Source organism: Streptomyces sp. NPDC025784 (assembly GCF_055558435.1).
The window spans coordinates 1,233,710-1,253,842 of the sequence record NZ_JBVHMN010000001.1; the positions used below are offsets into that span (position 1 = coordinate 1,233,710).

Annotated in this window: 21 protein-coding genes, 1 tRNA gene and 1 riboswitch; of the genes, 9 read left to right on the forward strand and 13 right to left on the reverse strand. The window is 70.5% G+C overall.

Annotation, left to right across the window (positions count from 1 at the left end; translation table 11 throughout):
* Positions 1–37 precede the first annotated feature (37 nt).
* On the reverse strand, positions 38–1,417 hold the full coding sequence (locus ACZ4IF_RS05350; RefSeq protein WP_095934610.1) for a DUF445 domain-containing protein: 1,380 nt from the start codon (positions 1,415–1,417) through the stop codon (positions 38–40).
* A gap of 211 nt (positions 1,418–1,628) precedes the next feature.
* Here ACZ4IF_RS05350 and ACZ4IF_RS05355 point away from each other — a divergent pair, with 211 nt between their 5' ends.
* On the forward strand, positions 1,629–3,014 hold the full coding sequence (locus ACZ4IF_RS05355) for an SGNH/GDSL hydrolase family protein (RefSeq protein WP_467559681.1): 1,386 nt from the start codon (positions 1,629–1,631) through the stop codon (positions 3,012–3,014).
* Between the two features lie 320 nt (positions 3,015–3,334).
* Here the strand turns inward: ACZ4IF_RS05355 and ACZ4IF_RS05360 are convergent, their stop codons facing one another.
* From ACZ4IF_RS05360 to ACZ4IF_RS05375, 4 genes are read right to left on the reverse strand one after another with little or no spacing between them, the layout of a single operon-like run.
* Entirely contained in the window at positions 3,335–4,231 is an 897-nt protein-coding gene (locus ACZ4IF_RS05360) for a DUF1707 SHOCT-like domain-containing protein (RefSeq protein WP_467559683.1), read from the reverse strand.
* Positions 4,232–4,241: 10 nt separating this feature from the next.
* Positions 4,242–5,216: an ABC transporter ATP-binding protein gene (locus ACZ4IF_RS05365; RefSeq protein ID WP_467559685.1), complete on the reverse strand. Its 975-nt coding sequence runs from the start codon at positions 5,214–5,216 to the stop codon at positions 4,242–4,244.
* Positions 5,217–5,219: 3 nt separating this feature from the next.
* Entirely contained in the window at positions 5,220–6,053 is an 834-nt protein-coding gene (locus tag ACZ4IF_RS05370) for an ABC transporter permease (RefSeq protein WP_467559987.1), read from the reverse strand.
* 49 nt (positions 6,054–6,102) lie between these two features.
* The gene (locus tag ACZ4IF_RS05375) at positions 6,103–6,903 is read right to left on the reverse strand and encodes an ABC transporter permease (RefSeq protein ID WP_345640964.1); all 801 of its coding nucleotides are present in this window, start codon (positions 6,901–6,903) and stop codon (positions 6,103–6,105) included.
* A gap of 224 nt (positions 6,904–7,127) precedes the next feature.
* Here ACZ4IF_RS05375 and ACZ4IF_RS05380 point away from each other — a divergent pair, with 224 nt between their 5' ends.
* Complete coding sequence (locus ACZ4IF_RS05380; protein WP_467559688.1) at positions 7,128–9,527, forward strand: transglycosylase domain-containing protein; 2,400 nt, start codon at positions 7,128–7,130, stop codon at positions 9,525–9,527.
* A gap of 73 nt (positions 9,528–9,600) precedes the next feature.
* Here ACZ4IF_RS05380 and ACZ4IF_RS05385 read toward each other — a convergent pair whose 3' ends face one another.
* The 3 genes from ACZ4IF_RS05385 to ACZ4IF_RS05395 all read right to left on the reverse strand — a co-directional run bounded on the left by ACZ4IF_RS05385 (position 9,601) and on the right by ACZ4IF_RS05395 (position 10,883).
* On the reverse strand, positions 9,601–9,921 hold the full coding sequence (locus tag ACZ4IF_RS05385) for a DMT family transporter (RefSeq protein WP_095934614.1): 321 nt from the start codon (positions 9,919–9,921) through the stop codon (positions 9,601–9,603).
* Between the two features lie 30 nt (positions 9,922–9,951).
* Positions 9,952–10,017, reverse strand: a riboswitch (guanidine-III (ykkC-III) riboswitch).
* A gap of 51 nt (positions 10,018–10,068) precedes the next feature.
* Entirely contained in the window at positions 10,069–10,371 is a 303-nt protein-coding gene (locus ACZ4IF_RS05390; protein WP_187285621.1) for a GroES family chaperonin, read from the reverse strand.
* Between the two features lie 173 nt (positions 10,372–10,544).
* On the reverse strand, positions 10,545–10,883 hold the full coding sequence (locus ACZ4IF_RS05395) for a DUF3618 domain-containing protein (RefSeq protein WP_028804764.1): 339 nt from the start codon (positions 10,881–10,883) through the stop codon (positions 10,545–10,547).
* A 138-nt stretch (positions 10,884–11,021) separates the two neighbouring features.
* Here ACZ4IF_RS05395 and bcp point away from each other — a divergent pair, with 138 nt between their 5' ends.
* The 4 genes from bcp to ACZ4IF_RS05415 all read left to right on the forward strand — a co-directional run bounded on the left by bcp (position 11,022) and on the right by ACZ4IF_RS05415 (position 13,179).
* The gene (gene bcp, locus ACZ4IF_RS05400; protein ID WP_359491693.1) at positions 11,022–11,489 is read left to right on the forward strand and encodes a thioredoxin-dependent thiol peroxidase; all 468 of its coding nucleotides are present in this window, start codon (positions 11,022–11,024) and stop codon (positions 11,487–11,489) included.
* A 132-nt stretch (positions 11,490–11,621) separates the two neighbouring features.
* A complete protein-coding gene (locus tag ACZ4IF_RS05405) occupies positions 11,622–12,245 on the forward strand; it encodes an HNH endonuclease (protein ID WP_467559691.1) in 624 nt (207 codons plus the stop codon).
* On the forward strand, positions 12,242–13,096 hold the full coding sequence (locus ACZ4IF_RS05410) for an HNH endonuclease (RefSeq protein ID WP_467559693.1): 855 nt from the start codon (positions 12,242–12,244) through the stop codon (positions 13,094–13,096). The genes ACZ4IF_RS05405 and ACZ4IF_RS05410 overlap by 4 nt, the downstream gene beginning before the upstream one ends.
* Positions 13,097–13,104: 8 nt before the next feature.
* Positions 13,105–13,179, forward strand: a tRNA-Leu gene (locus tag ACZ4IF_RS05415).
* Between the two features lie 52 nt (positions 13,180–13,231).
* Here ACZ4IF_RS05415 and rdgB read toward each other — a convergent pair.
* The 4 genes from rdgB to ACZ4IF_RS05435 all read right to left on the reverse strand — a co-directional run bounded on the left by rdgB (position 13,232) and on the right by ACZ4IF_RS05435 (position 15,547).
* Positions 13,232–13,834, reverse strand: coding sequence for an RdgB/HAM1 family non-canonical purine NTP pyrophosphatase (gene rdgB, locus ACZ4IF_RS05420; protein ID WP_467559695.1), 603 nt, complete (start codon positions 13,832–13,834; stop codon positions 13,232–13,234).
* A 120-nt stretch (positions 13,835–13,954) separates the two neighbouring features.
* The gene (locus tag ACZ4IF_RS05425) at positions 13,955–14,347 is read right to left on the reverse strand and encodes a hypothetical protein (RefSeq protein WP_467559697.1); all 393 of its coding nucleotides are present in this window, start codon (positions 14,345–14,347) and stop codon (positions 13,955–13,957) included.
* A 141-nt stretch (positions 14,348–14,488) separates the two neighbouring features.
* Positions 14,489–15,235: a ribonuclease PH gene (gene rph / locus ACZ4IF_RS05430; RefSeq protein WP_028804758.1), complete on the reverse strand. Its 747-nt coding sequence runs from the start codon at positions 15,233–15,235 to the stop codon at positions 14,489–14,491.
* A 78-nt stretch (positions 15,236–15,313) separates the two neighbouring features.
* Positions 15,314–15,547, reverse strand: a complete 234-nt coding sequence (locus ACZ4IF_RS05435; RefSeq protein ID WP_095934620.1) for a PTS sugar transporter subunit IIB — start codon at positions 15,545–15,547, stop codon at positions 15,314–15,316.
* A 175-nt stretch (positions 15,548–15,722) separates the two neighbouring features.
* Between ACZ4IF_RS05435 and ACZ4IF_RS05440 the strand changes: the two genes are divergently transcribed.
* Complete coding sequence (locus ACZ4IF_RS05440) at positions 15,723–17,012, forward strand: PTS transporter subunit EIIC (protein ID WP_467559700.1); 1,290 nt, start codon at positions 15,723–15,725, stop codon at positions 17,010–17,012.
* 234 nt (positions 17,013–17,246) lie between these two features.
* Positions 17,247–18,512, forward strand: coding sequence for a PTS transporter subunit EIIC (locus ACZ4IF_RS05445; protein WP_345640936.1), 1,266 nt, complete (start codon positions 17,247–17,249; stop codon positions 18,510–18,512).
* 81 nt (positions 18,513–18,593) lie between these two features.
* Here the strand turns inward: ACZ4IF_RS05445 and ACZ4IF_RS05450 are convergent, their stop codons facing one another.
* Entirely contained in the window at positions 18,594–19,346 is a 753-nt protein-coding gene (locus tag ACZ4IF_RS05450) for an MBL fold metallo-hydrolase (RefSeq protein WP_467559702.1), read from the reverse strand.
* 257 nt (positions 19,347–19,603) lie between these two features.
* Here ACZ4IF_RS05450 and ACZ4IF_RS05455 point away from each other — a divergent pair, with 257 nt between their 5' ends.
* Positions 19,604–20,062, forward strand: a complete 459-nt coding sequence (locus ACZ4IF_RS05455) for a type II toxin-antitoxin system PemK/MazF family toxin (protein WP_345640931.1) — start codon at positions 19,604–19,606, stop codon at positions 20,060–20,062.
* Positions 20,063–20,133: the final 71 nt, after the last annotated feature.

Genomic DNA, 20,133 nt, shown 5'->3' on the forward strand with positions numbered 1-20,133 from the left:
GGGCCACGTCGGCCCCGCGCGGGCCGACGGCCGCCGCTCAGGCCCCCAGCGCCCGCGACACCACGTAGATCAGCAGACCCGCCAGCGAGCCCACCACCGTGCCGTTGATCCGGATGAACTGGAGGTCGCGGCCGATGTGCGCCTCGATCTTCCGGGTGGTGTGCTCGGCGTCCCAGCTCGCGACGGTGTCGGTGATCAGTGAGGTGATCTCCGTGCGGTACGTCGTCACCACGTACACCGCCGCGTCCTCCACCCAGGAGTCGACCTTCGCCTGGATCTTGGGCTCGGTGGCCATGCGGGCGCCCAGCGACAGCAGTGAGGCCCGCACGCGCAGCCGCAGCTCGCTCCGCTCGTCCTCGGCGGCGGACACGATCATGGAGCGTACGGCGGTCCAGGCGGAGGCGATGAGGTCCTGGACCTCCCCGCGGCCCAGGACCTCGCCCTTGAGTCGCTCCACGCGCGCGCGGGTGTCGGTGTCGGACTGGAGGTCGGAGGCGAAGTCGGTGAGGAAGCGGTCGAGTGCGCCGCGCGCCGGGTGCGAGGGGGCGTCGCGCATCTCGGTGACGAAGCGGAGCAGCTCCTTGTAGACCCGTTCGCCGACCCTCTTGTCGACGAACCGGGGGGTCCAGCCGGGGGCCCCGCCCTGCACGGCGTCCAGGACCTGCTCGTCGTGCAGCACCAGCCAGTCGTGGGCGCGGACGCAGATCAGGTCCACGACGCGTCTGTGGCCGCCGTCCGCGACGATCCGCTCCAGCATCTTGCCCATGCCGGGGGCGATCTCCTGGGCGTCGGCGCGGCGCGTGATGGCCTCGCCGACCACGGCCTGCACGTCGGAGTCCCGCAGGACGGCGAGCGCGCCGCGCAACGCGGTCGCCAGTTCGGCCGTCACCCGGTCGGCGTGTTCCGGTTCGGCGAGCCAGGAGCCGAGCCTGCTGCCGATGCCGACGGCCCGCAGCCGCTGCCGCACGACCTCCTCGGACAGGAAGTTCTCGCCGACGAACTCGCCGAGGGAGACCCCGAGCTGGTCCTTCTTGGTGGGGATGATCGCGGTGTGCGGGATGGGCAGGCCGAGCGGATGACGGAACAGGGCCGTGACCGCGAACCAGTCGGCGAGGGCGCCGACCATGCCCGCCTCGGCCGCCGCCGCCACATACCCGGCCCAGGCGCCGGCGCCCTCGTGGGACGCCCACTTGGCGAGGACGTAGACGAGCGCGACGAGCAGCAGCAGACCCGTCGCCGTGGCCTTCATACGGCGCACTCCGCGGCGGCGCTCCTCGTCGGCGGGGCTGAAGGTGGTCATCGCCCGGCCCGGCCGCCCGGCGGTCGCCGTCGTCGCGGGGTTCACGGCGGCGGCGGACCGGGCAGGCTGCTCTGGATCGCTTGTTTCACCTGATTTCGTGCGTTCCATCCACTCCATCCGTTCTCAGTCCCCGTACACATTGTCCCTTCCTGGGCTCCTTCCTGACCGACTCCTGGAACGGACCAGGAGTTCCCGGCGTCTGTTCGGACGGGGAATCGACCAGGGGGTCCCGTAGGGGGCGCTGTCGGTGTTCTTCCGCCCCATGACGCATCATGGGGTGATCACATCGGAGCCTCGGGCTCCCATCGTCCGAGGAGACACGCACCGCATGACCAAGCGTCACGCCGGGGGTGCGGGGCACGCTGTGGACCCACAGACGTCCGCAGTCCCCGTGAGGCACGGCGCCCTGTTGGCCGCGATCATCGCCCTGGTCGTGGTCCTTTCCGCCGGCATCTACATCGGTGTCTCGGCCGACGACGGGAGCGGCGACCGGAACAACCTCGCCGCGGGCCGTGCACCGCACAACTCGGCGGCGCCCGCGTCCACGGGCACCTGGGTGGGCGCCTGGTCGGCCTCCCCGGTGGGGGCCGAGCCCGGCACCGAGACGCACGGCATGGCGGGCCGCTCCATACGCAACGTCGTGCACGCGAGCGCCGGTGGTACGAGTGCCCGCATCACGCTTTCCAATCTCTACGGGCAGCAGCCGCTGACCCTCACGCACGTCTCGCTCGCCGTCGCCGCGACGCCGAACAACGCCGCCGCGGCGGCCGACACCATGCGCCGCCTCACCTTCGGCGGCAACCCCACGGTCGTCATCCCGGCGGGCGGGCAGGTGATGAGCGACGCGGTGCGCGTGCGGATCCCGCACGGCGCGGACGTCCTCGTCACCACGTACGCGCCGACCGAGTCCGGCCCGGTCACCTACCACCCGCACGCGCGGCAGGTCTCGTACGTCGCGGACGGCGACCGCACGGAGGACGTGACCAGCACGGCGTACACCGAACAGAGCCAGTACTGGCGGTACTTGACCGCGCTCGACGTGCTGAGCGACGAGGCGGCGGGCACCGTCGTCGTCCTCGGCGACTCGCTGACCGACGGCATCACGTCGACGGTCGGCGCCAACCACCGCTGGACCGACGTCCTTTCGGACCGGCTGCGCGCCGCGGCCGGGTCGGGCGACACGCCCCGCTACAGCGTCGTCAACCAGGGCATCAGCGGCAACCAGGTGCTCGCGGCGGGGCTCGGCCGGCCGGCGGACAACCCGAGCGGGCTGTCGCGGTTCGGGCGTGACGTCCTCGACCGCACCAATGTCAGGGCCGTCGTGATCGACCTCGGCGTCAACGACATCCTGCGCAACCCGAACCAGGTCGACCCGACCGCCGTCACCGACGGCCTGCGGAAGCTGGTGCGTCAGGCGCACGCCCGCGGACTGCGGGTCGTCGGCGCCACCCTGATGCCGTTTCAGGGGCACCGCGGTTACACCGACGCGCGTGAGGCCGTACGGCAGGCCGTCAACGCGGAGATCCGGTCGGGGAAGGTGTACGACGACGTCGTCGACTTCGACGCCGCGCTGCGCGACCCGTACAACCCGCGGCGGCTGCGGTCCGACTACGACTCGGGCGATCACCTGCACCCGAGCGACAAGGGGTACCGGAAGATGGCCGAGGTCTTCGACCTGGACGACCTGAAGGGCTCGGCCCCGGCGGAGCTGTGACGCTTCCCCCTGTGCCGGCGAGGCGCTCCCCCGGGGACCGTGCCCGGGGGCCGGGGGGCGGGCGGGACGGACGGACACCCGCTCTCCGAAGCCCGGAGAGGCCCCAGAAGGCCCGGGGAGCCCGGGGAGCCCGGAGAAGCGAACGGGCCCGGAGGCACCCGAGGCCGCAGGCAGCACCGCACGGCACAGGCACCCAGGGCACAGGCACCGCACCGCACCGCACAGGCACCGCACGGCACAGGCACCGCACGGCACAGGAGCGACCCGGCTCCCGGGCCGTCCGGGGCCCGCACGGACCGGGCCGCCGGCGACCGGTGCGGTCAGTAGTCCCCGTCGCGGTGCCGGTCGCGGTCCTCGCGCCGCTCCCGGTGGCGCTCGCGGCGCTCCTCCTGCCGGGCCCAGTGCCGCTCACGGCGCTCCTCGTGGCGCGCCCAGCGCTCCTCGTGGCGCTCGCGGATCAGATCGCGGGCCTCGTCGAGCGCGTCGAACATGTCGCCGAGGGCCTCCCGCCGGGAACCCCCGGCCTCCGACCCCTCCAGCTCGGCGCGGGCCGCCTTGCGGTCCAGCTTCTCCTGGCGGCGCTCCGCCTTCAGACGCTGCCGATCGGCGCGGGTCAGCTTGCGTTCGACGCCGACACCGCCCCAGAACGCGAAGCCCGTGACGATCACCCGGGGCGCTCCGGGTTCCCCGGGGCGGCCCTCCTCGCGGTGGTCGAACCCGCCCATGATGCCGATGCCGCGGACGACCACCTCGACACCGGGCGGCACGATGACGTTGACACCGCCCATGACCGCCACGCAGTTGATGACCACGTCACGGTCCGCGAAGTTCGCCTCGCGCAGGTCTATCTCGCCGCCACCCATGAACGCGAAGGAATTGAAGCGCTTGGGGACCGTCCAGCGGCCCCTGCGCTCGAAGCCCGAAAGGATCGCGACGCCCCACGAGGAAGACCCCTCGCCACCGACGATCCGCCCCGCCCAACTGCCGTCCCCCACAGGCTCCTTGACCATGGAGACCGGGGCCGCGGCCGCCGCGCCCGGAAGGTCGCGGGTGATCGGCGCCAGCTCCCCGTAGGTACGGGCCTGGTAGGTCGCCTCCAGCCGCTCCTCGAACTCCTCCATGTCGAGACGGCCTTCCGCGAGGGCGTCCCTCAGCTGCTCGGCGACTCGTTCACGGTCGGCGTCGGAGGCTCGCAGTTCCGGCACATCGTCGGTCATGGAGGTCAGCCTACGAGACTGCCTTGCCCGCGTACATGCGGCTGATGACCGCCTCGATGTCCGGCTCCCGCACCGAGAGGTCGACCAGCGGGTACCGTGCCGCGATCCGCGCCACGAGCGGAGCGGCCGACTCGGAGGCGGGGAAGGCCAGCCACTGCCGCGGCCCCTCCACCTTCACCACGCGCGCCGGCTCCGCCTCGATCGGCGGAAGCTCCCGCTCCAGGTCCACGACCAGCGTCCGCTCGCTCTCCCCCACCTCGTGCAGCCCGGCCGGCGAACCGTCGTACACCAGCCGGCCGTGGTCGATGACCATCACCCGCCGGCACAACTGCTCGATGTCGGTGAGGTCGTGGGTGGTCAGCAGCACGGTCGTGCCGCGTTCGGCGTTCAGGTCGCGCAGGAACTCCCGCACCCGCGCCTTGCTGATCACGTCCAGGCCGATGGTCGGCTCGTCGAGGTAGAGCACCTCGGGGTCGTGCAGCAGCGCGGCAGCGATGTCACCGCGCATCCGCTGCCCCAGGGAGAGTTGCCGTACCGGCACGTCCAACAGCTCGCCCAGATCGAGGAGTTCGACGCAGCGGTCGAGGTTCTCGCGGTAGCGGCCGTCCGGGATGCGGTACATGCGGTGCATCAGCCGGTAGGAGTCGATCAGCGGCAGGTCCCACCACAGGGTCGTACGCTGCCCGAACACCACCCCGATGCGCCGCGCGAGGCGGGTGCGCTCGCGGGACGGGTCGATGCCCGCGACACGCAGCCGGCCGCCGCTCGGCGTCAGGATGCCGGTGAGCATCTTGACGGTGGTCGACTTCCCCGCGCCGTTCGGCCCGATGTAGCCGACCATCTCACCGCGCCGCACGGAGAACGAGAGCGAGTCCACGGCGCGCACCTGCCGCCGCTCGGCGCGCAGGAAGCCGGTCCTTCGGCGCACCTCGAAGACCTTCTCGACACGGTCGAGAAGGATGAGGGCGGCGTCCTCGTTGTCCATGGGTCAGCTCCCTGTGCTGCGGTACGACCGAAGGCCCGCGCGCCAGGCGAGACCCGCCGGCACACAGCAGACCGCCGCGACCAGCGGCGGCGCGAAGGCGACCCACGTCGGCAGGTCGAGCGGATAGGGCCGCCCCAGCACGTACAGCGCGGGCAGCCAGTTGACGAACGCGATCGGGAACACGAAGGTCACCCCGCGCAGCAGCTCCGTGGCGAAGACGGTGGGCGGGTACTGAAGGAGCGTGCTGCCGCCGTAGGTGAAGGAGTTCTGCACCTCGGAGGCGTCCTGGGCGACGAACTGGAACGCCGCGCCGCCCACGAACACCGCGGCGAAGATCACTCCGCCGCTGAGCAGCATCAGCGGGACCATGAGGACCTTGAGCGGCGTCCAGGACACGTCGAGCACGGCGACGGCATACCCGAGGACCAGCAGTCCCTGGGTGATGCGGCCGAGACGGCGCAGCGCGAAGCGGTCCGCGGCGACCTGAGCGAGCACGGGCGCGGGGCGCACCAGCAGCGTGTCGAGGGTGCCGTCGCGCACCCGCCGGCCGAGCCGGTCCATCGAGCCGAACGCCAGGTCGGCGAACCCGAAGGCGGTGCCCGCCACCCCGTACAGGAAGGCCACCTCGGGCAGCGAGTAGCCGCCGAGCCGGTCGACCTGCGAGAACATCAGCAGGATCGCGGCGAAGTCGAGACCGGTCGCCGCGAAGTTGCCGAAGGCGGTCATCGCGAAGGAGGCACGGTAGGCCATCGTGGAGCGGATCCACATGGCGGCGATCATCCGGTAGGCACGCAGTCCCTCGCGGACCTGCTCGTACCTGCCCTGCGGGGCCCACACGGCGTCCGCCGGACCCCGCTCCGCGGGCCGTGTGCCGTCGCGCGGGGGGCTAACCACCCTGCACCACCACCCGTCGGGTCGCCGCGGACTGGACGAGCCGCCCGGCAGCGAGCAGCGCGGCGGCCCACGCCGCCTGGAAGAGGTAGGTGCGCGGCAGGTCGGCCGTGCCGAGCAGAACGTCCACGGGCGCCTGGATCAGCGACGACCAGGGCAGGGCACGCACCACCTCGCCGAGGACGCCCGGGAACACGTTCAGCGGCAGCAGCATCCCGGAACAGAAGATGCCCGCGATCCAGGCGAGTTGGGCCACTCCGGCCCCGTCGAGGAGCCAGAACGCACAGAGCGCCACCAGGAAGCGCAGGGCGAAGCTGACGACCACTCCGAGCGCCACCGCCACCAGGAACGCGATCCAGGCCAGCGGGTCGGCGGGCAGCGCCAGGTCGAAGAAGAGCGCGCCGAACGCGAGCGGGACGACACCGCGCCCCAGCAGATGGAACAGGGCACGGCCCGCGTCCTGGGCCAGCCACCACAACTGGAGGTCGGCGGGCCGGTACAGGTCGATCGCGATGTCACCCGTACGGATTCTCTCGATCAGCTCGTCCTCGAAGCCGCCGCCCATCACCGCGACGACCATCAGCAGGGCCTGGCCCAGCCACACGTAACTGAGCGCCTGCGCCTGGTCGTAGCCGCCGAGGTGCGGTCTGTCGTCCCACAACGCGATGAAGATGTACGCCAGGATCAGCCCGAAGACGGTGTTGGTGAACACCCCCGCCGCCGTGGCGGTCCGGTACGTGGCGTAGCGCCGGAACCCGCCGACCGCGACGGCGGCGTACAACCGCCCTGTGCCCACGAGGAGATCCTCTCTGGTGTGCCCGAGCCCGCCGGCAGCCGCGCCGAGGCCAAAGGTCGGGAGCCTAACCGCGGGGCCGGGGCACCCGCCATGCATTTTCCGGGCGGGACGCGTGCCGGGAACCGGGAACGGAATGACGGGTGCGAAAGTCTTCAAGTGGGGGCGCACAAGGCGTACGAGGTCGTACGGCGACGTACGAAGCGAAACGGGAGTCCGGCGAACTGATGAGTGACGAGCCGCAGCCGCAGCACGGAGCGGGTCCGCAGGAAGGAGCACCGGGCGAGCCCGGCAAGAAGCAGAAGCGGGGGCGCACCGGCTGGCGCCGGCTCGTGCCGACCTGGCGGATGGTGTTCGGCACGTTCCTCGTCGCGATGCTGCTTCTGATCGGCTTCTTCGCGCTCGGCTACTACCTGGTGAAGATCCCGCCCGCGAACGCCGCGGCGACCAAGCAGAGCAACGTCTATCTGTACGCCGACGGCAGCCAGCTCGCCCGCGACGGCGAGGTCAACCGCGAGAACGTCTCACTCGCGAAGATCTCCAAGGACGCCCAGCACGCCACGCTCGCGGCCGAGGACCGGGACTTCTACAGCGAGTCGGCCGTCGACCCGCAGGCGATGCTCCGCGCCGCCTGGAACACCGCCACCGGCAAGGGCAGGCAGTCCGGCTCGACGATCACCCAGCAGTACGTGAAGAACTACTACCTGGGCCAGGAGCAGACCGTCACGCGGAAGGCGAAGGAGTTCTTCATCTCCATCAAGCTCGACCGGGAGAAGAGCAAGGACGACATCCTGGAGGGCTACCTCAACACCAGCTACTACGGCCGCAACGCGTACGGGATCCAGGCCGCCGCGCAGGCCTACTACGGCGTCGACGCGGACGAACTGACGGTCGGCCAGGGCGCCTACCTCGCCGCCCTCCTCAACGCGCCCAGCGAGTACGACGTGATCGCGCACCCCGAGAACAAGCCCGCCGCCCTCGCCCGCTGGAACTACGTCCTGGACGGCATGGTCGCCAAGAAGTGGCTCACCCCCGCGGAGCGCACCGGCGTGAAATTCCCCGCGCCCAAGCAGGCCAAGGGCTCGGCCGGCATGTCCGGCCAGCGCGGCTATCTCGTGCAGGCCGTCAAGGAGTACCTCACCAGCAACAAGATCATCGACGAGGACACCCTCGCCGCCGGCGGCTACCGCATCACCACCACACTGCAGAAGCCCAAGCAGGACGCCTTCGTGAAGGCCGTCGACGACCAGGTGATGGACAAGCTCGACAAGAAGAACCGCAAGACCGACACCTACGTCCGCGCGGGCGGCGTCGCCATCGACCCCTCCAACGGCAAGGTCGTCGCCATGTACGGCGGCATCGACTACACCAAGCAGTACGTGAACAACGCGACCCGCCGCGACTACCAGGTCGGCTCCACCTTCAAGCCGTTCGTGTTCACCTCCGCCGTCGAGAACCACTCGACGACCCGCGACGGCCGCATGATCAACCCGAACACCGTCTACGACGGCACCAACAAACGCCCCGTACAGGGCTGGAGCGGCGCCGCGTACGCCCCCGAGAACGAGGACGGCTACTCGTACGGCGACATCACCGTGCGCACCGCCACCGACCGCTCCGTGAACTCGGTGTACGCGCAGATGGCCGTCGACGTCGGCCCGGACGAGGTCGAGAAGACGGCCGTGTCCCTCGGCATCCCCTCGAACACCCCCGACCTGACCGCCTCCCCCTCCATCGCGCTCGGCCCGGCCACCGCCAGCGTCCTCGACATGGCGGAGGCCTACGCCACCCTCGCCAACCACGGCAGGCGCGGCACGTACACGCTCGTCGCAAAGATCACCAAGGACGGCGCGGAGGTCGTGGACCTGCCGAGCCACGAAACCCACCAGGCGGTGAGCCGCGAAGCGGCGGACACCACCACCTCCGTCCTGCGCAGCGTCGTCCAGGGCGGCACCGGCACCGCCGCGCAGGCCGCGGGCCGACCCGCGGCCGGCAAGACCGGCACCGCCGAGGAGGACCAGGCCGCCTGGTTCGCGGGCTACACCCCGGACCTCGCCACCGTGGTGTCCGTGATGGGCCAGGATCCCGACACCGGCGCCCACAAGCCGCTGTACGGCGCCCTCGGCGAGAACCGCATCAACGGCGGCGCCTACCCGGCCCGGATCTGGGCGCAGTTCACCCGCACCGCGCTCCGCGGCACCCCGGTGGCGGACTTCGACCTCCAGCTCCAGCCCGGCGCCGAGCAGACGCAGACCCCGACGACCGAACCCAGTACGCCGGACACCATCGGCGGCCAGGACGACGACGGCGGCACGTCGGACGGCCAGGACATCCAGGGCCAGGACCAGGGCCAGAGCCAAGGACAGGTCGAGGGACAGACCGAGGGGCAGGACCAGGGCCAGGACCAGGGCCAGAGCCAGGGGCAGACCGAGGGCCAGACGGACGGCGGCACCACGGACGGCGGCACGATCGACGGTGGCACGTCGGACGGCGGGACCACCGACGGGGGCACCACCGACGGCACCAGCACCGGAGGGTCGACGGACGGCGGCACGACCGACGGCAGCACGAACGGGACGATCGCCGGCACCAACCCGTTCGGGCGGGCCCCGCACCGCCGCTCCTAGGCCCTCGGCCCGGTCGGTGGCCAGGCCGGTCGACGGCCGGGTGGGGCCGTGGCCGGGCCGCCGACCGGACCCGTCAGTGGCCCGAGGTCGCCTTGAGACCCACCACGGCGACCAGCAGCAGACACACGAAGAAGATCCGGGCGGCGGTCACCGGCTCGCCGAGCACGACCATGCCGAGCACCGCCGCCCCGGCGGCGCCGATCCCGACCCAGACGCCGTAGGCGGTACCGATGGGCAAGGACCTCGCGGCGTACGAGAGAAGAAGCATGCTCGCGACGATCCCGGCACCCGTGGCCAGGCTCGGCCACAGCCGGGTGAAACCGTCGGTGTACTTCATCCCGATCGACCAGCCCACCTCCAGCAGACCGGCGACGACGAGCAGAACCCAGGCCATGACGGCACCTCCGAGAATCGGACGACAGGGGGTGCGTCGTCTTTGCGATCCCGGTACGGCGCGTCTCGTCGGGTTCCTCCACGGTAGCAAAACCCAGGCAAAAGGGGCTGGTGACCATGGTCACCAGCCCCTTCGGCAGACGTACACCTACAAGTACAAGCCGGTCGAGTCCTCGGAGCCCTCGAAACGGTCCGCGGCGACGGCGTGCAGATCCCGCTCGCGCATCAGCACGTAGGCGATCCCGCGCACCTCGACCTCGGCACGGTCCTCCGGGTCGTACAGAACGCGGTCGCCCGGCTCGACCGTCCGGACGTTCTGCCCGACGGCGACGACCTCGGCCCAGGCCAGACGGCGGCCGACCGCCGCCGTCGCGGGGATCAGGATGCCGCCGCCGGACCGGCGCTCGCCCTCCGCGGCGTCCTGCCGCACCAGCACACGGTCGTGCAGCATGCGGATGGGCAACTTGTCGTGATGGGTGCTGTGCTTATCCCGATTGGCGCTCACGCACCGAACCTACCTGTCCCGGCCGCTTCCGCACGCGAGTGGGTCGATCCTCGCCCCGCGGAAACCACCCGGCACCCCCGGGACGGGCCGCACCCGCCCCACCCCCGGACGCCGGCGGATCAGCGCCTGCGGCGCCGGGAACCGACGGCGAGCAGCCCGACGACACCGACCACGACCAGGGCCACCGGCACGATGCGCTCCAGACGGGGCGCGCCCTCCTCGGTGACCAGCTGGCCCTTCACATCGCTGACGACGCGATTGACACCGACGTAGGCGCGGCCGAGCGTGTGGTCGATGTGCGAGGCGACCTTGGCCTTCGCGTCACCCACGATCGTCTTCGGGTGCACGCGCACGCCGATCTCGTCGAGGGTCTCGGCGAGCGTTTCGCGGCGGCGCTTGATGTCCGCCTCGATCTCCGCCGGAGTCCTGGTATCCGACGTTCTCGACGTATCCGACACCGCGCTGCCTCCGTGGTCGTGTTCTGACTCCCTGCTTTCGACAGTCTGTCAGCTCGGGCAGCCGCGCACCCCTCGGCACCCCCATTACGCTCGTCACCCATAGGTCCGTAAACCATCTCCCGGCCACGTGAGGTACCGATGAGCGAGCGACTCCAGCCCGGCGACACCGCCCCCGACTTCAGCCTGCCCGACGCCGACGGCAACGAGGTCTCCCTCTCCGCCCACAAGGGCCGCAAGGTCATCGTGTACTTCTACCCGGCCGCCCTGACCCCCGGCTGCACCAAGCAGGCCTGCGACTTCACGGACAACCTCGACCTGCTGGCGGGCGCCGGATACGACGTCATCGGCATCTCCCCCGACAAGCCCGAGAAGCTCGCCAAGTTCCGCGAGAAGGAGTCCCTCAAGGTCACCCTGGTCGGCGACCCCGACAAGACCGTCCTGGAGGCCTACGGCGCCTTCGGCGAGAAGAAGCTCTACGGCAAGACGGTCGTCGGCGTCATCCGCTCCACCGTGATCGTCGACGAGGAGGGCAAGGTCGAGCGGGCCCTGTACAACGTCAAGGCGACGGGCCACGTGGCGAAGATCATCAAGGACCTCGGCATCTGAGCCCCCACCCCTCCCGCAGCGGCTCGCCCCGCCCCGTCGGCGCGAGCCGCTCCGCGTTTCCCGCGTGACGGGACGGGCGTCGGTTCGTTACTCCGTACGAGGCGGCGAACGTGCGTCCGGAAGGGGAGGGGTATGGGCACCAGATACACCCGCGAGCTGTTGGAGGAGGCGGCGCGCGAGACACGGCACATCGACGACGCCGTCCGGTGGTGCGGCGGCCGGCCCACACCGGGGAGCCGTCGGTACCTGAGGCGGAAGATGGCCGAAGCCGGGGTGGACATCAGCCATCTCGCGACGAACCAGGTACGGCACACCGAGGAGCGACTGCGCGCCGCCGTCGGTGTCTCGACCAGCGTCACGGACGTCGTGCGCCACCTCGGGCTCAGCCAGGTCGGCGGCAACCAGGCGCACGTCGCCCGACGGATCACGGCACTCGGGATGGACACCTCGCACTTCACCACGGCTCGCCGGGGTGCTCCCCGGGGCTCGCTCGGCAGCCCCCTCGCCCTGCGTCCGCCGGAGGCCGGCAGGATCCCCGGCCGCCGGCTCCGCCGCGAGCTGCTGCGTCTGGGAGTGGACGAGCGCTGCGCCCAGTGCGGCACGGGCCCGATGTGGAACGACCGCCCGCTCACCCTCGAAGTCGACCACATGAACGGCGACTGGTGGGACAACCGGCCGGAGAATCTGCGCCTGCTGTGCCCGAACTGCCATGCCGTGACGGACACTTACCGCGGTCGCAGGCGGCGGCGCGCATGAGCCGGACGCGCTATCCGCGGGATGTGCTGGCGAGGACCGCGGCCGTCTCCACCAGTCCGGTCGACCTGCTGCGGCGCCTCGGCGCGCCTTTGGGCAGCCGCACGCTGGGCTACATACGCGGGCGTCTCGACCACTACGGGATCGACACCTCCCACATGGTCGACGAGCCCCTCCCCCCGCGCGAGAAGCGCGCCTACCCGAGAGAGCTGCTGGAGCACGCGGCGGCCCGCTCCCACAGCATCCGGGAGATGTTCGAGCATTTGGGCCTCTCCCCCGACGACGGTCCGTACAGCCACATCAGGAAGCGCCTCGACCACTACGGGATCGACACGTCGCACTTCACCCGTGGCCGCCGAACCGGTGCCGGACTCCTGCCACGGCAGCCGCTCATGACCGCCGCGGCCCGGTCGAGCAGTCTGGCCGGGCTGCTGACGGCGCTCGGCATCGCCGACAGCGGAGCCGCCCGAGCCCGGGTGAAGCGAAGCCTGAGGGAACACGGCGTCCCGACCGGGCACTTCACCGGCCAGGCGCACGGCCGCGGGTCGACGTCACCACATCGCAGGACGGCCGACGACATCCTGCGGCGCAGACCGCCCGGATCGCCTCGGACGGGTACCCCGCTCCTGAGACGAGCCCTCGACGACCTAGGTGTGCCGCACCGCTGCGCGGAGTGCGGCGTCGGGGACTCCTGGCAGGGCCGTCGTCTCGTCCTGGAGATCGATCACGTCAACGGCGACCGGCTGGACAACCGCCGGGAGAATCTGCGGTATCTGTGTCCGTCCTGCCACAGTCAGACGCGGAGCCACTCCCGGCCTCGCCGCATGGCCGACGCGCGCAGCCCAGTAAAGTAACCGCGACGGGGCCCGTACCCCAGCTGGCCAGAGGGCGCCGGTTTAGGTCCGGTGTGTCGTGGGTTCGAGTCCCACCGGGCCCACCGTCGAGAGGGGTGTCGTCGAAGGACGGCACCCCTTCGGCATGTCCGGGGCTCAGCCCAGCAATTCCCCCACCGCCGGTACCAGGGCCCGGAACGCCTTGCCGCGGTGGCTGATGGCGTTCTTCTCGGCGGGGGAGAGTTCGGCGCAGGTGCGGGTCTCGCCGTCCGGCTGGAGGATCGGGTCGTAGCCGAAGCCGTTGGTGCCGGCGGGGGTGTGGCGGAGGGTGCCGCGGAGTTGTCCCTCGACCACGCGTTCGGTGCCGTCGGGCAGGGCGAGGGCCGCCGCGCAGGCGAAGTGGGCGGCGCGGTGGGGTGCGTCGATGTCGGAGAGCTGGGCGAGCAGCAGGTCGAGGTTGGCCTGGTCGTCACCGTGGCGGCCTGCCCAGCGGGCGGAGAAGATGCCGGGTGCGCCGTTGAGGACGTCGACGCACAGGCCCGAGTCGTCGGCCACGGCGGGCAGGCCGGTGGCCTGGGCGAGGGCGTGGGCCTTGAGGAGGGCGTTCTCGGCGAAGGTGACGCCGGTTTCCTTGACGTCGGGGATGTCGGGGTAAATGTCCGCGCCGACGAGTTCGTGGGGCAGGCCTGCGTCGGCGAGGATCGCCCGGAGTTCGGTGATCTTTCCGGCGTTGCGGGTGGCGAGGATCAGGCGGGTCATGGGTGTCAGTATCTCCGGTGCCGGTGGGCGGCCCGGAGCCCGTGGCCTTTTCGCGTCGGGCCGGCCGGCGGGGTGTGGTGGGGCTGTGGCGGGCGGCCCGGCGCGAGGGGCGGGCGGGTGTTACGGCGTGCAGACCTTGGTGAGTTCGCCGGCGGCGTCGGTGACGGGGCTGACGTCGGGGGTGTTGTCGCCGTTCTTGATGGCGGTGCGGACGTTGCCGACGGCTTTGTCGAGGTCGTCGACGGCTTTGTTGATGTCGGCGTTGTCGGTCTTGTCGCCGATCTTGTCGAGGTTGTTCTCGATGGAGTTGAGGGATGCGTCGGTCTGTGTGGGGTCGTTCGCCGCGTTCTCGACGGCCTGTTGGAGGTCGGTGACGCTGTCGGCTATGGAGTCGGCGGTCTGGACGCAGTCCAGGGCCTTGTCGACGGCGTCGCATCCGATGGTCGTCGGCAGGGCGACGAGTGCGGCGACGGCGGCGATGGTGGCGGTGCGGCGGCGATGGCGCGCGGCCATGGAACGGTCCCTCCCCGTGGGCGTGATGTGGTCCCCGGCCGTCGCGGGCCGGTCCGGCCGGTGGTGGGTCGGCTCGGCCCGCGGTGCGGTCGGTGGGCGTTCGGCTGGACCGTACGCCCGTACCTCTTAGAACGCGAAGGGTTATCGTCCGGTTGCCTCGAGGGTCGTTTCGAGGGCGGCGCGCTGGATGGCGGCGAGTTCGTCGCAGCCGGCGACGGCGAGGTCGAGGAGGGCGTTGAGTTCCTTGCGGTCGAAGGGTTCGGCTTCGGCGGTGCCCTGGACTTCGACGAAGCGGCCGTCGCCGGTGCAGACGACGTTCATGTCGGTGTCGGCCTTGACGTCCTCTTCGTAGCAGAGGTCGAGGAGGGGGATGCCGTCGACGATGCCGACGGAGACGGCGCTGACGGTGCCGGTGAGGGGTTTGCGGCCGGCCTTGACGAGTTTCTTGCCCTGGGCCCAGGTGACGGCGTCGGCGAGGGCGACGTAGGCGCCGGTGATGGCGGCGGTGCGGGTGCCGCCGTCGGCCTGGAGGACGTCGCAGTCGAGGACGATGGTGTTCTCGCCGAGGGCTTTGTAGTCGATGACGGCGCGCAGGGAGCGGCCGATGAGGCGGCTGATCTCGTGGGTGCGGCCGCCGATCTTGCCGCGTACGGATTCCCGGTCGCCGCGGGTGTTGGTGGCGCGCGGGAGCATGGAGTATTCGGCGGTGACCCAGCCTTCGCCGCTGCCTTTGCGCCAGCGGGGGACGCCTTCGGTGACGGAGGCGGTGCAGAAGACTTTGGTGTCGCCGAAGGAGACGAGCACGGAGCCTTCGGCGTGCTTGCTCCAGCCGCGCTGGATGGTGATGGGGCGCAGTTGTTCGGGGGTGCGGCCGTCGATGCGAGACATGGCGACGAGCCTAGTCGTATACGGGTGAGGGGCTGCGTCCGGTGATGGATGCAGCCCCTCGGGGGTGAGCGGGGTGGCTCACATCATGTCTTCGATCTCTCCGGCGATGGGGTCGGCGTCGGTGCCGATGACGACCTGGATCGCGGTGCCCATCTTGACGACGCCGTGGGCGCCGGCGGCCTTCAGGGCGGCTTCGTCGACCAGCGAGGGGTCGTTGACCTCGGTGCGCAGGCGGGTGATGCAGCCTTCGACCTCTTCGATGTTGTCGATGCCGCCGAGTCCGGCGACGATCTTCTCAGCCTTGCTGGCCATGTCCTACTCCCTGATCCGAACCGCTTTGTCGCAGTAACCCACAGTTGGCCCATCTTTGCGAGCGGTCATGTCGTTCGTGCCGAATGATGGCGGTCACGACAGAGCGACCGGTCATCAACTGGTCTACACCAGTGGGCGGGCGGGCGCCAAACCCGGCCTCGCCCGGAGGACGCCCATGACTGCGGACAGCACCGCTCCCACCGCGCGCGACCGCTGGAACGGTCTGTTCCAGGGGATGCAGAAGATGGGGCGCAGTCTTCAGCTCCCCATCGCGGTGCTGCCGGCGGCGGGCATCCTGACCCGGCTGGGCCAGCCGGACGTGTTCGGGGCCGACGGGCTCGGCTGGGACGGCGTCTCGAAGGTGATGAAGGGTGCGGGCACCGCTCTGCTGGACGGTGAGCTGGGGCTGCCGCTGCTGTTCTGCGTCGGGGTGGCCATCGGCATGGCGAAGAAGGCGGACGGTTCCACCGCGCTCGCGGCGGTAGCGGGATTCCTCGTGTATCTGGGCGTGCTGCACGAGTTCCCGGAGAAGTGTGCCCAGCAGGCGAAGGTCATCAAGGACATCGGCTGCCAGGCGCCCGACTTCTCCGTGACGGCGTTCACGTACCAGAATCCGGGGGTCTTCGGCGGGATCCTCATGGGGCTGATGACCGCGTACTTCTGGCAGCGGTACCACCGCACCAAGCTGGTGGACTGGCTCGGCTTCTTCAACGGGCGCCGGCTGGTGCCGATCATCATGTCGTTCGTGGCCATCGTGTTCGCCGGGCTGTGCCTGTGGGTCTGGCCGCCGATCGGCGACGGGCTGGAGAGCTTCAGCGACTGGCTGGTGAGTCTGGGCGCGTGGGGCGCGGGTGTGTTCGGCGTGGCGAACCGGGCGCTGCTCGTCATCGGTCTGCACCAGTTCCTGAACGTGCCCATCTGGTTCCAGTTCGGCAGTTTCACCACGCCGAGCGGGGAGGTGGTGCACGGAGACATCAACATGTTCCTGCACGGTGACCCGGACGCGGGCCAGTTCACCTCGGGGTTCTTCCCGATCATGATGTTCGCGCTGCCGGCCGCCGCGCTGGCCATGGCCCACTGCGCGAAGCCGCATCGCCGCAAGGAGATCGGCGGGATGATGCTCTCGGTCGCGCTGACGTCGTTCGTCACGGGCATCACCGAGCCGATCGAGTACTCCTTCTTGTTCATCGCTCCGCTGCTCTATGTGATCCACGCGGTCCTGACAGGTGTGTCGATGGCGGTGACGTGGGGGCTCGGGGTCCACGACGGATTCAGTTTCTCGGCGGGTCTGATCGACTACGCCCTCAACTGGCATCTGGCGACCAAGCCGTGGCTGATCATCCCGATCGGGCTGTGCTTCGCGGTCGTGTATTACGCGATCTTCCGCTTCGCGATCACCAGGTTCGACCTCAGGACTCCGGGGCGGGAGCCGGAGGACGAGGTGGTGGACACGACCAAGCCATAAGTAAGGTCTTCCCCGTACCCGTCAGGGGCCTTCGGACCGTGTGGTCCGGGGGCCCTTCGTCACGTCTGCAACCCCGTGCGGCCACTTCTTCCGACTATGGCCCAGCCCACAAAATCCGCGGGTTCCTTATCCAGCCTTCACCGTGCTACAACAGGTCTACACCACTGAGTGGTGTAGACCACGCCGTCCCCACCCCTTGTCCCCCGGGCGGCGCCATGTTCACTGGAGGAACCTGTGTCCACGGCCAGCGCCGCTCCCGCGGCCGCGAAGAAGAAGGGCTCCGGCGCGATGGCTGTTCTGCAGCGCATCGGCCGAAGCCTGATGCTGCCGGTCGCCACCCTGCCCGCCGCCGCGCTGCTGGTGCGCCTCGGCAACGCCGACATGCTGGGACGCGAGTCGTTCCCCACGTTCCTCACCAAGATCGCCGGGTTCATGACGGCCGGTGGCAACGCGATCCTCGACAACATGGCGCTGCTGTTCGCCGTGGGCATCGCGATCGGCTTCGCGAAGAAGTCGGACGGCTCGACGGCGCTCGCGGCCGTGGTCGGCTACCTGGTCTTCAAGAACGTGCTGGCGACGTTCTCCGACAAGAACCTGCCGAAGGTGGCCACGGCCGTCGACGGCAAGGTGGTCATGGTCGACGCGCCGGTGGACGCCAAGGTCCTCGGCGGCGTGGTGATGGGCATCGTCGTCGCCCTGCTCTACCAGCGCTTCTACCGCACGAAGCTGCCCGACTGGGCGGGCTTCTTCGGCGGCCGCCGACTGGTGCCGATCCTCTCCGCCTTCGCGGGCCTGCTCATCGGCATCGTCTTCGGCTACATCTGGCCGGTCCTCGGCACGGGGCTGCACAACTTCGGTGAGTGGCTGGTCGGTTCGGGCGCCGTCGGCGCGGGCATCTTCGGTGTCGCCAACCGCGCGCTCATCCCGATCGGCATGCACCACCTGCTGAACTCGTTCCCGTGGTTCCAGGCGGGCGAGTACCACGGCAAGAGCGGTGACATCGGGCGCTTCCTGGCCGGTGACCCGACCGCCGGACAGTTCATGACCGGCTTCTTCCCGATCATGATGTTCGCGCTCCCGGCCGCCTGCCTCGCGATCGTGCACTGCGCCCGTCCCGAGCGCCGCAAGGTCGTCGGCGGCATGATGTTCTCGCTCGCCCTGACCTCCTTCGTCACGGGTGTCACCGAGCCCATCGAGTTCACGTTCATGTTCATCGCGCCGGTCCTGTACGCGATCCACGCGGTCCTCACCGGTGTCTCGATGGCGCTGACCTGGGCACTCGGCATGAAGGACGGCTTCGGCTTCTCGGCCGGCGCGGTCGACTTCGGCCTCAACCTCGGCATCGCGACCAACCCGTGGGGCCTGGTCCTGGTGGGCCTGTGCTTCGCCGCGGTCTACTACGTCGTCTTCCGCTTCGCGATCACCAAGTTCAACCTGCCGACGCCGGGCCGCGAGTCCGACGAGGAGCTCGCGGAGCTCCAGAAGGCCGAGGCCAAGTAACGGCACCGCCCGTGCGCGAGGAGGCCCCCGGAACCGTTCGGTTCCGGGGGCCTTGTCGTGCGTGGGGGCCGCGTCCGGGCGCTAGATCTCGTACGAAACCCGGGGCGCCGCCAGGTCCACCGGGCCCGCGTAGGCGGCGCGGGCGTCCGCGAGGTTGGTCCGCGGGTCCGTCCACGGCGGGATGTGCGTGAGGACGAGGCGGCGGGCGCCGGCGCGGGTCGCGGTCTCGCCCGCCTCGCGGCCGTTGAGGTGGAGGTCGGGGATGTCCTCCTTGCCATGGGTGAACGCGGCCTCGCACAGGAACAGGTCCGTGTCGCGGGCCAGTTCGTCCAGCGCCTCGGTCACCCCGGTGTCCCCGGAGTACGTCAGTGACTTTCCGCCGTGCTCCACGCGGATGCCGTAGGCCTCCACGGGGTGGCGGACCCGCTCGGTGTGCACGGTGAACGGGCCGACGTCGAACGTGCCCGGCTTGACCGTGTGGAAGTCGAAGACCTCGCTCATCGAGGAGGCGGACGGCGTGTCGGCGTAGGCCGTGGTGAGCCGCTGCTCCGTGCCCTCGGGGCCGTAGACCGGGATGGGATCGCAGCGACCGCCGTCGTGGCGGTAGTAGCGTGCGACGAAGTACGCGCACATGTCGATGCAGTGGTCGGCGTGCAGATGGCTGAGGAAGATCGCGTCGAGGTCGTAGAGACCGCAGTGGCGCTGCAGCTCGCCGAGGGCACCATTGCCCATGTCGAGAAGCAGCCTGAAGCCGTCGGCCTCGACGAGGTAGCTCGAACAGGCCGATTCCGCGGACGGGAACGACCCCGAGCAGCCGACGACGGTGAGCTTCATAAGAGCTGGAACCTCCGCGCTGGCAGGAAGTGCAGAGAGTAGATGCGATATGCAGATACTCGGAGCGGGTACGGGAACGGGGGTCGTGCGGTCCGTCGAGCGTAAGGCGCAAAAGGGCCGGTCGCTCCTCCGCCAGGGGCCGTTGTGGGCGAACTCACCTGTGGTGTCACCGTTTCGGTGGACGTCGGGACGAGCGTGCGACGCCCTGTGTTCGCGGCGGGGAGCGCGCTGGGATGCGCGCCGGTACCTTCGTTGCTATGGACACGTCCTGGTGGCTCGCGCTCGCGGCCGTGGTGCTGCTCGCGCTGGTCGCGACGCTGGTGGACGGCTGGGGGCGCCGCGGGCGCCGTCCGGCCGGGCGTACGCGCCCGCCCGGACGCCCCCCGGGCCGCAGGCGCGGAGCGCCGCGGCCCCGGCCGGCGGAGATCTGGTGGGCGAACGTCCCCTACGAGGACACACCGGGGGCGAAGGACCGGCCGTGCCTGGTGCTCGTCGTGCGCGGGGACCGGGCCGTCGTCGCGAAGATCACCAGCAAGTACCACGACGAGCGGGCCGGAGTGATCCCGCTGCCGCCGGGTGCCGTGGGTGACGCCCATGGACGCCCCAGCTTCCTGGAGACGGACGAGCTGCGGGACGTGCCGGTGTGGGACTTCCGCCGGAAGGTGGGCGTCATGGATCCCGTGCTGTGGGACCAGGTGCGGTATCTGGCGGGCTGACCCGGCGGTCGCCCGCACGCGGCGGGACCCGGCGTGGGGTGTCCGGCACGCGGGCGCTGCCCGCGCACGGC

Coding starts and splice junctions, on each gene's coding strand:
- ACZ4IF_RS05365 (WP_467559685.1), bottom strand. CDS start 5,216: ATGGACAACGAGGACGCCGCCCTCATCCTTCTCGACCGTGTCGAGAAG.
- ACZ4IF_RS05390 (WP_187285621.1), bottom strand. CDS start 10,371: ATGCTGCACGACCGTGTGCTGGTGCGGCAGGACGCCGCGGAGGGCGAG.
- ACZ4IF_RS05440 (WP_467559700.1), top strand. CDS start 15,723: ATGACTGCGGACAGCACCGCTCCCACCGCGCGCGACCGCTGGAACGGT.
- ACZ4IF_RS05380 (WP_467559688.1), top strand. CDS start 7,128: ATGAGTGACGAGCCGCAGCCGCAGCACGGAGCGGGTCCGCAGGAAGGA.
- ACZ4IF_RS05360 (WP_467559683.1), bottom strand. CDS start 4,231: ATGACCGACGATGTGCCGGAACTGCGAGCCTCCGACGCCGACCGTGAA.
- rph (WP_028804758.1), bottom strand. CDS start 15,235: ATGTCTCGCATCGACGGCCGCACCCCCGAACAACTGCGCCCCATCACC.
- rdgB (WP_467559695.1), bottom strand. CDS start 13,834: ATGACCCGCCTGATCCTCGCCACCCGCAACGCCGGAAAGATCACCGAA.
- ACZ4IF_RS05450 (WP_467559702.1), bottom strand. CDS start 19,346: ATGAAGCTCACCGTCGTCGGCTGCTCGGGGTCGTTCCCGTCCGCGGAA.
- ACZ4IF_RS05405 (WP_467559691.1), top strand. CDS start 11,622: ATGGGCACCAGATACACCCGCGAGCTGTTGGAGGAGGCGGCGCGCGAG.
- ACZ4IF_RS05425 (WP_467559697.1), bottom strand. CDS start 14,347: ATGGCCGCGCGCCATCGCCGCCGCACCGCCACCATCGCCGCCGTCGCC.
- ACZ4IF_RS05435 (WP_095934620.1), bottom strand. CDS start 15,547: ATGGCCAGCAAGGCTGAGAAGATCGTCGCCGGACTCGGCGGCATCGAC.
- ACZ4IF_RS05355 (WP_467559681.1), top strand. CDS start 1,629: ATGACCAAGCGTCACGCCGGGGGTGCGGGGCACGCTGTGGACCCACAG.
- ACZ4IF_RS05410 (WP_467559693.1), top strand. CDS start 12,242: ATGAGCCGGACGCGCTATCCGCGGGATGTGCTGGCGAGGACCGCGGCC.
- ACZ4IF_RS05350 (WP_095934610.1), bottom strand. CDS start 1,417: ATGGAGTGGATGGAACGCACGAAATCAGGTGAAACAAGCGATCCAGAG.
- ACZ4IF_RS05385 (WP_095934614.1), bottom strand. CDS start 9,921: ATGGCCTGGGTTCTGCTCGTCGTCGCCGGTCTGCTGGAGGTGGGCTGG.
- bcp (WP_359491693.1), top strand. CDS start 11,022: ATGAGCGAGCGACTCCAGCCCGGCGACACCGCCCCCGACTTCAGCCTG.
- ACZ4IF_RS05455 (WP_345640931.1), top strand. CDS start 19,604: ATGGACACGTCCTGGTGGCTCGCGCTCGCGGCCGTGGTGCTGCTCGCG.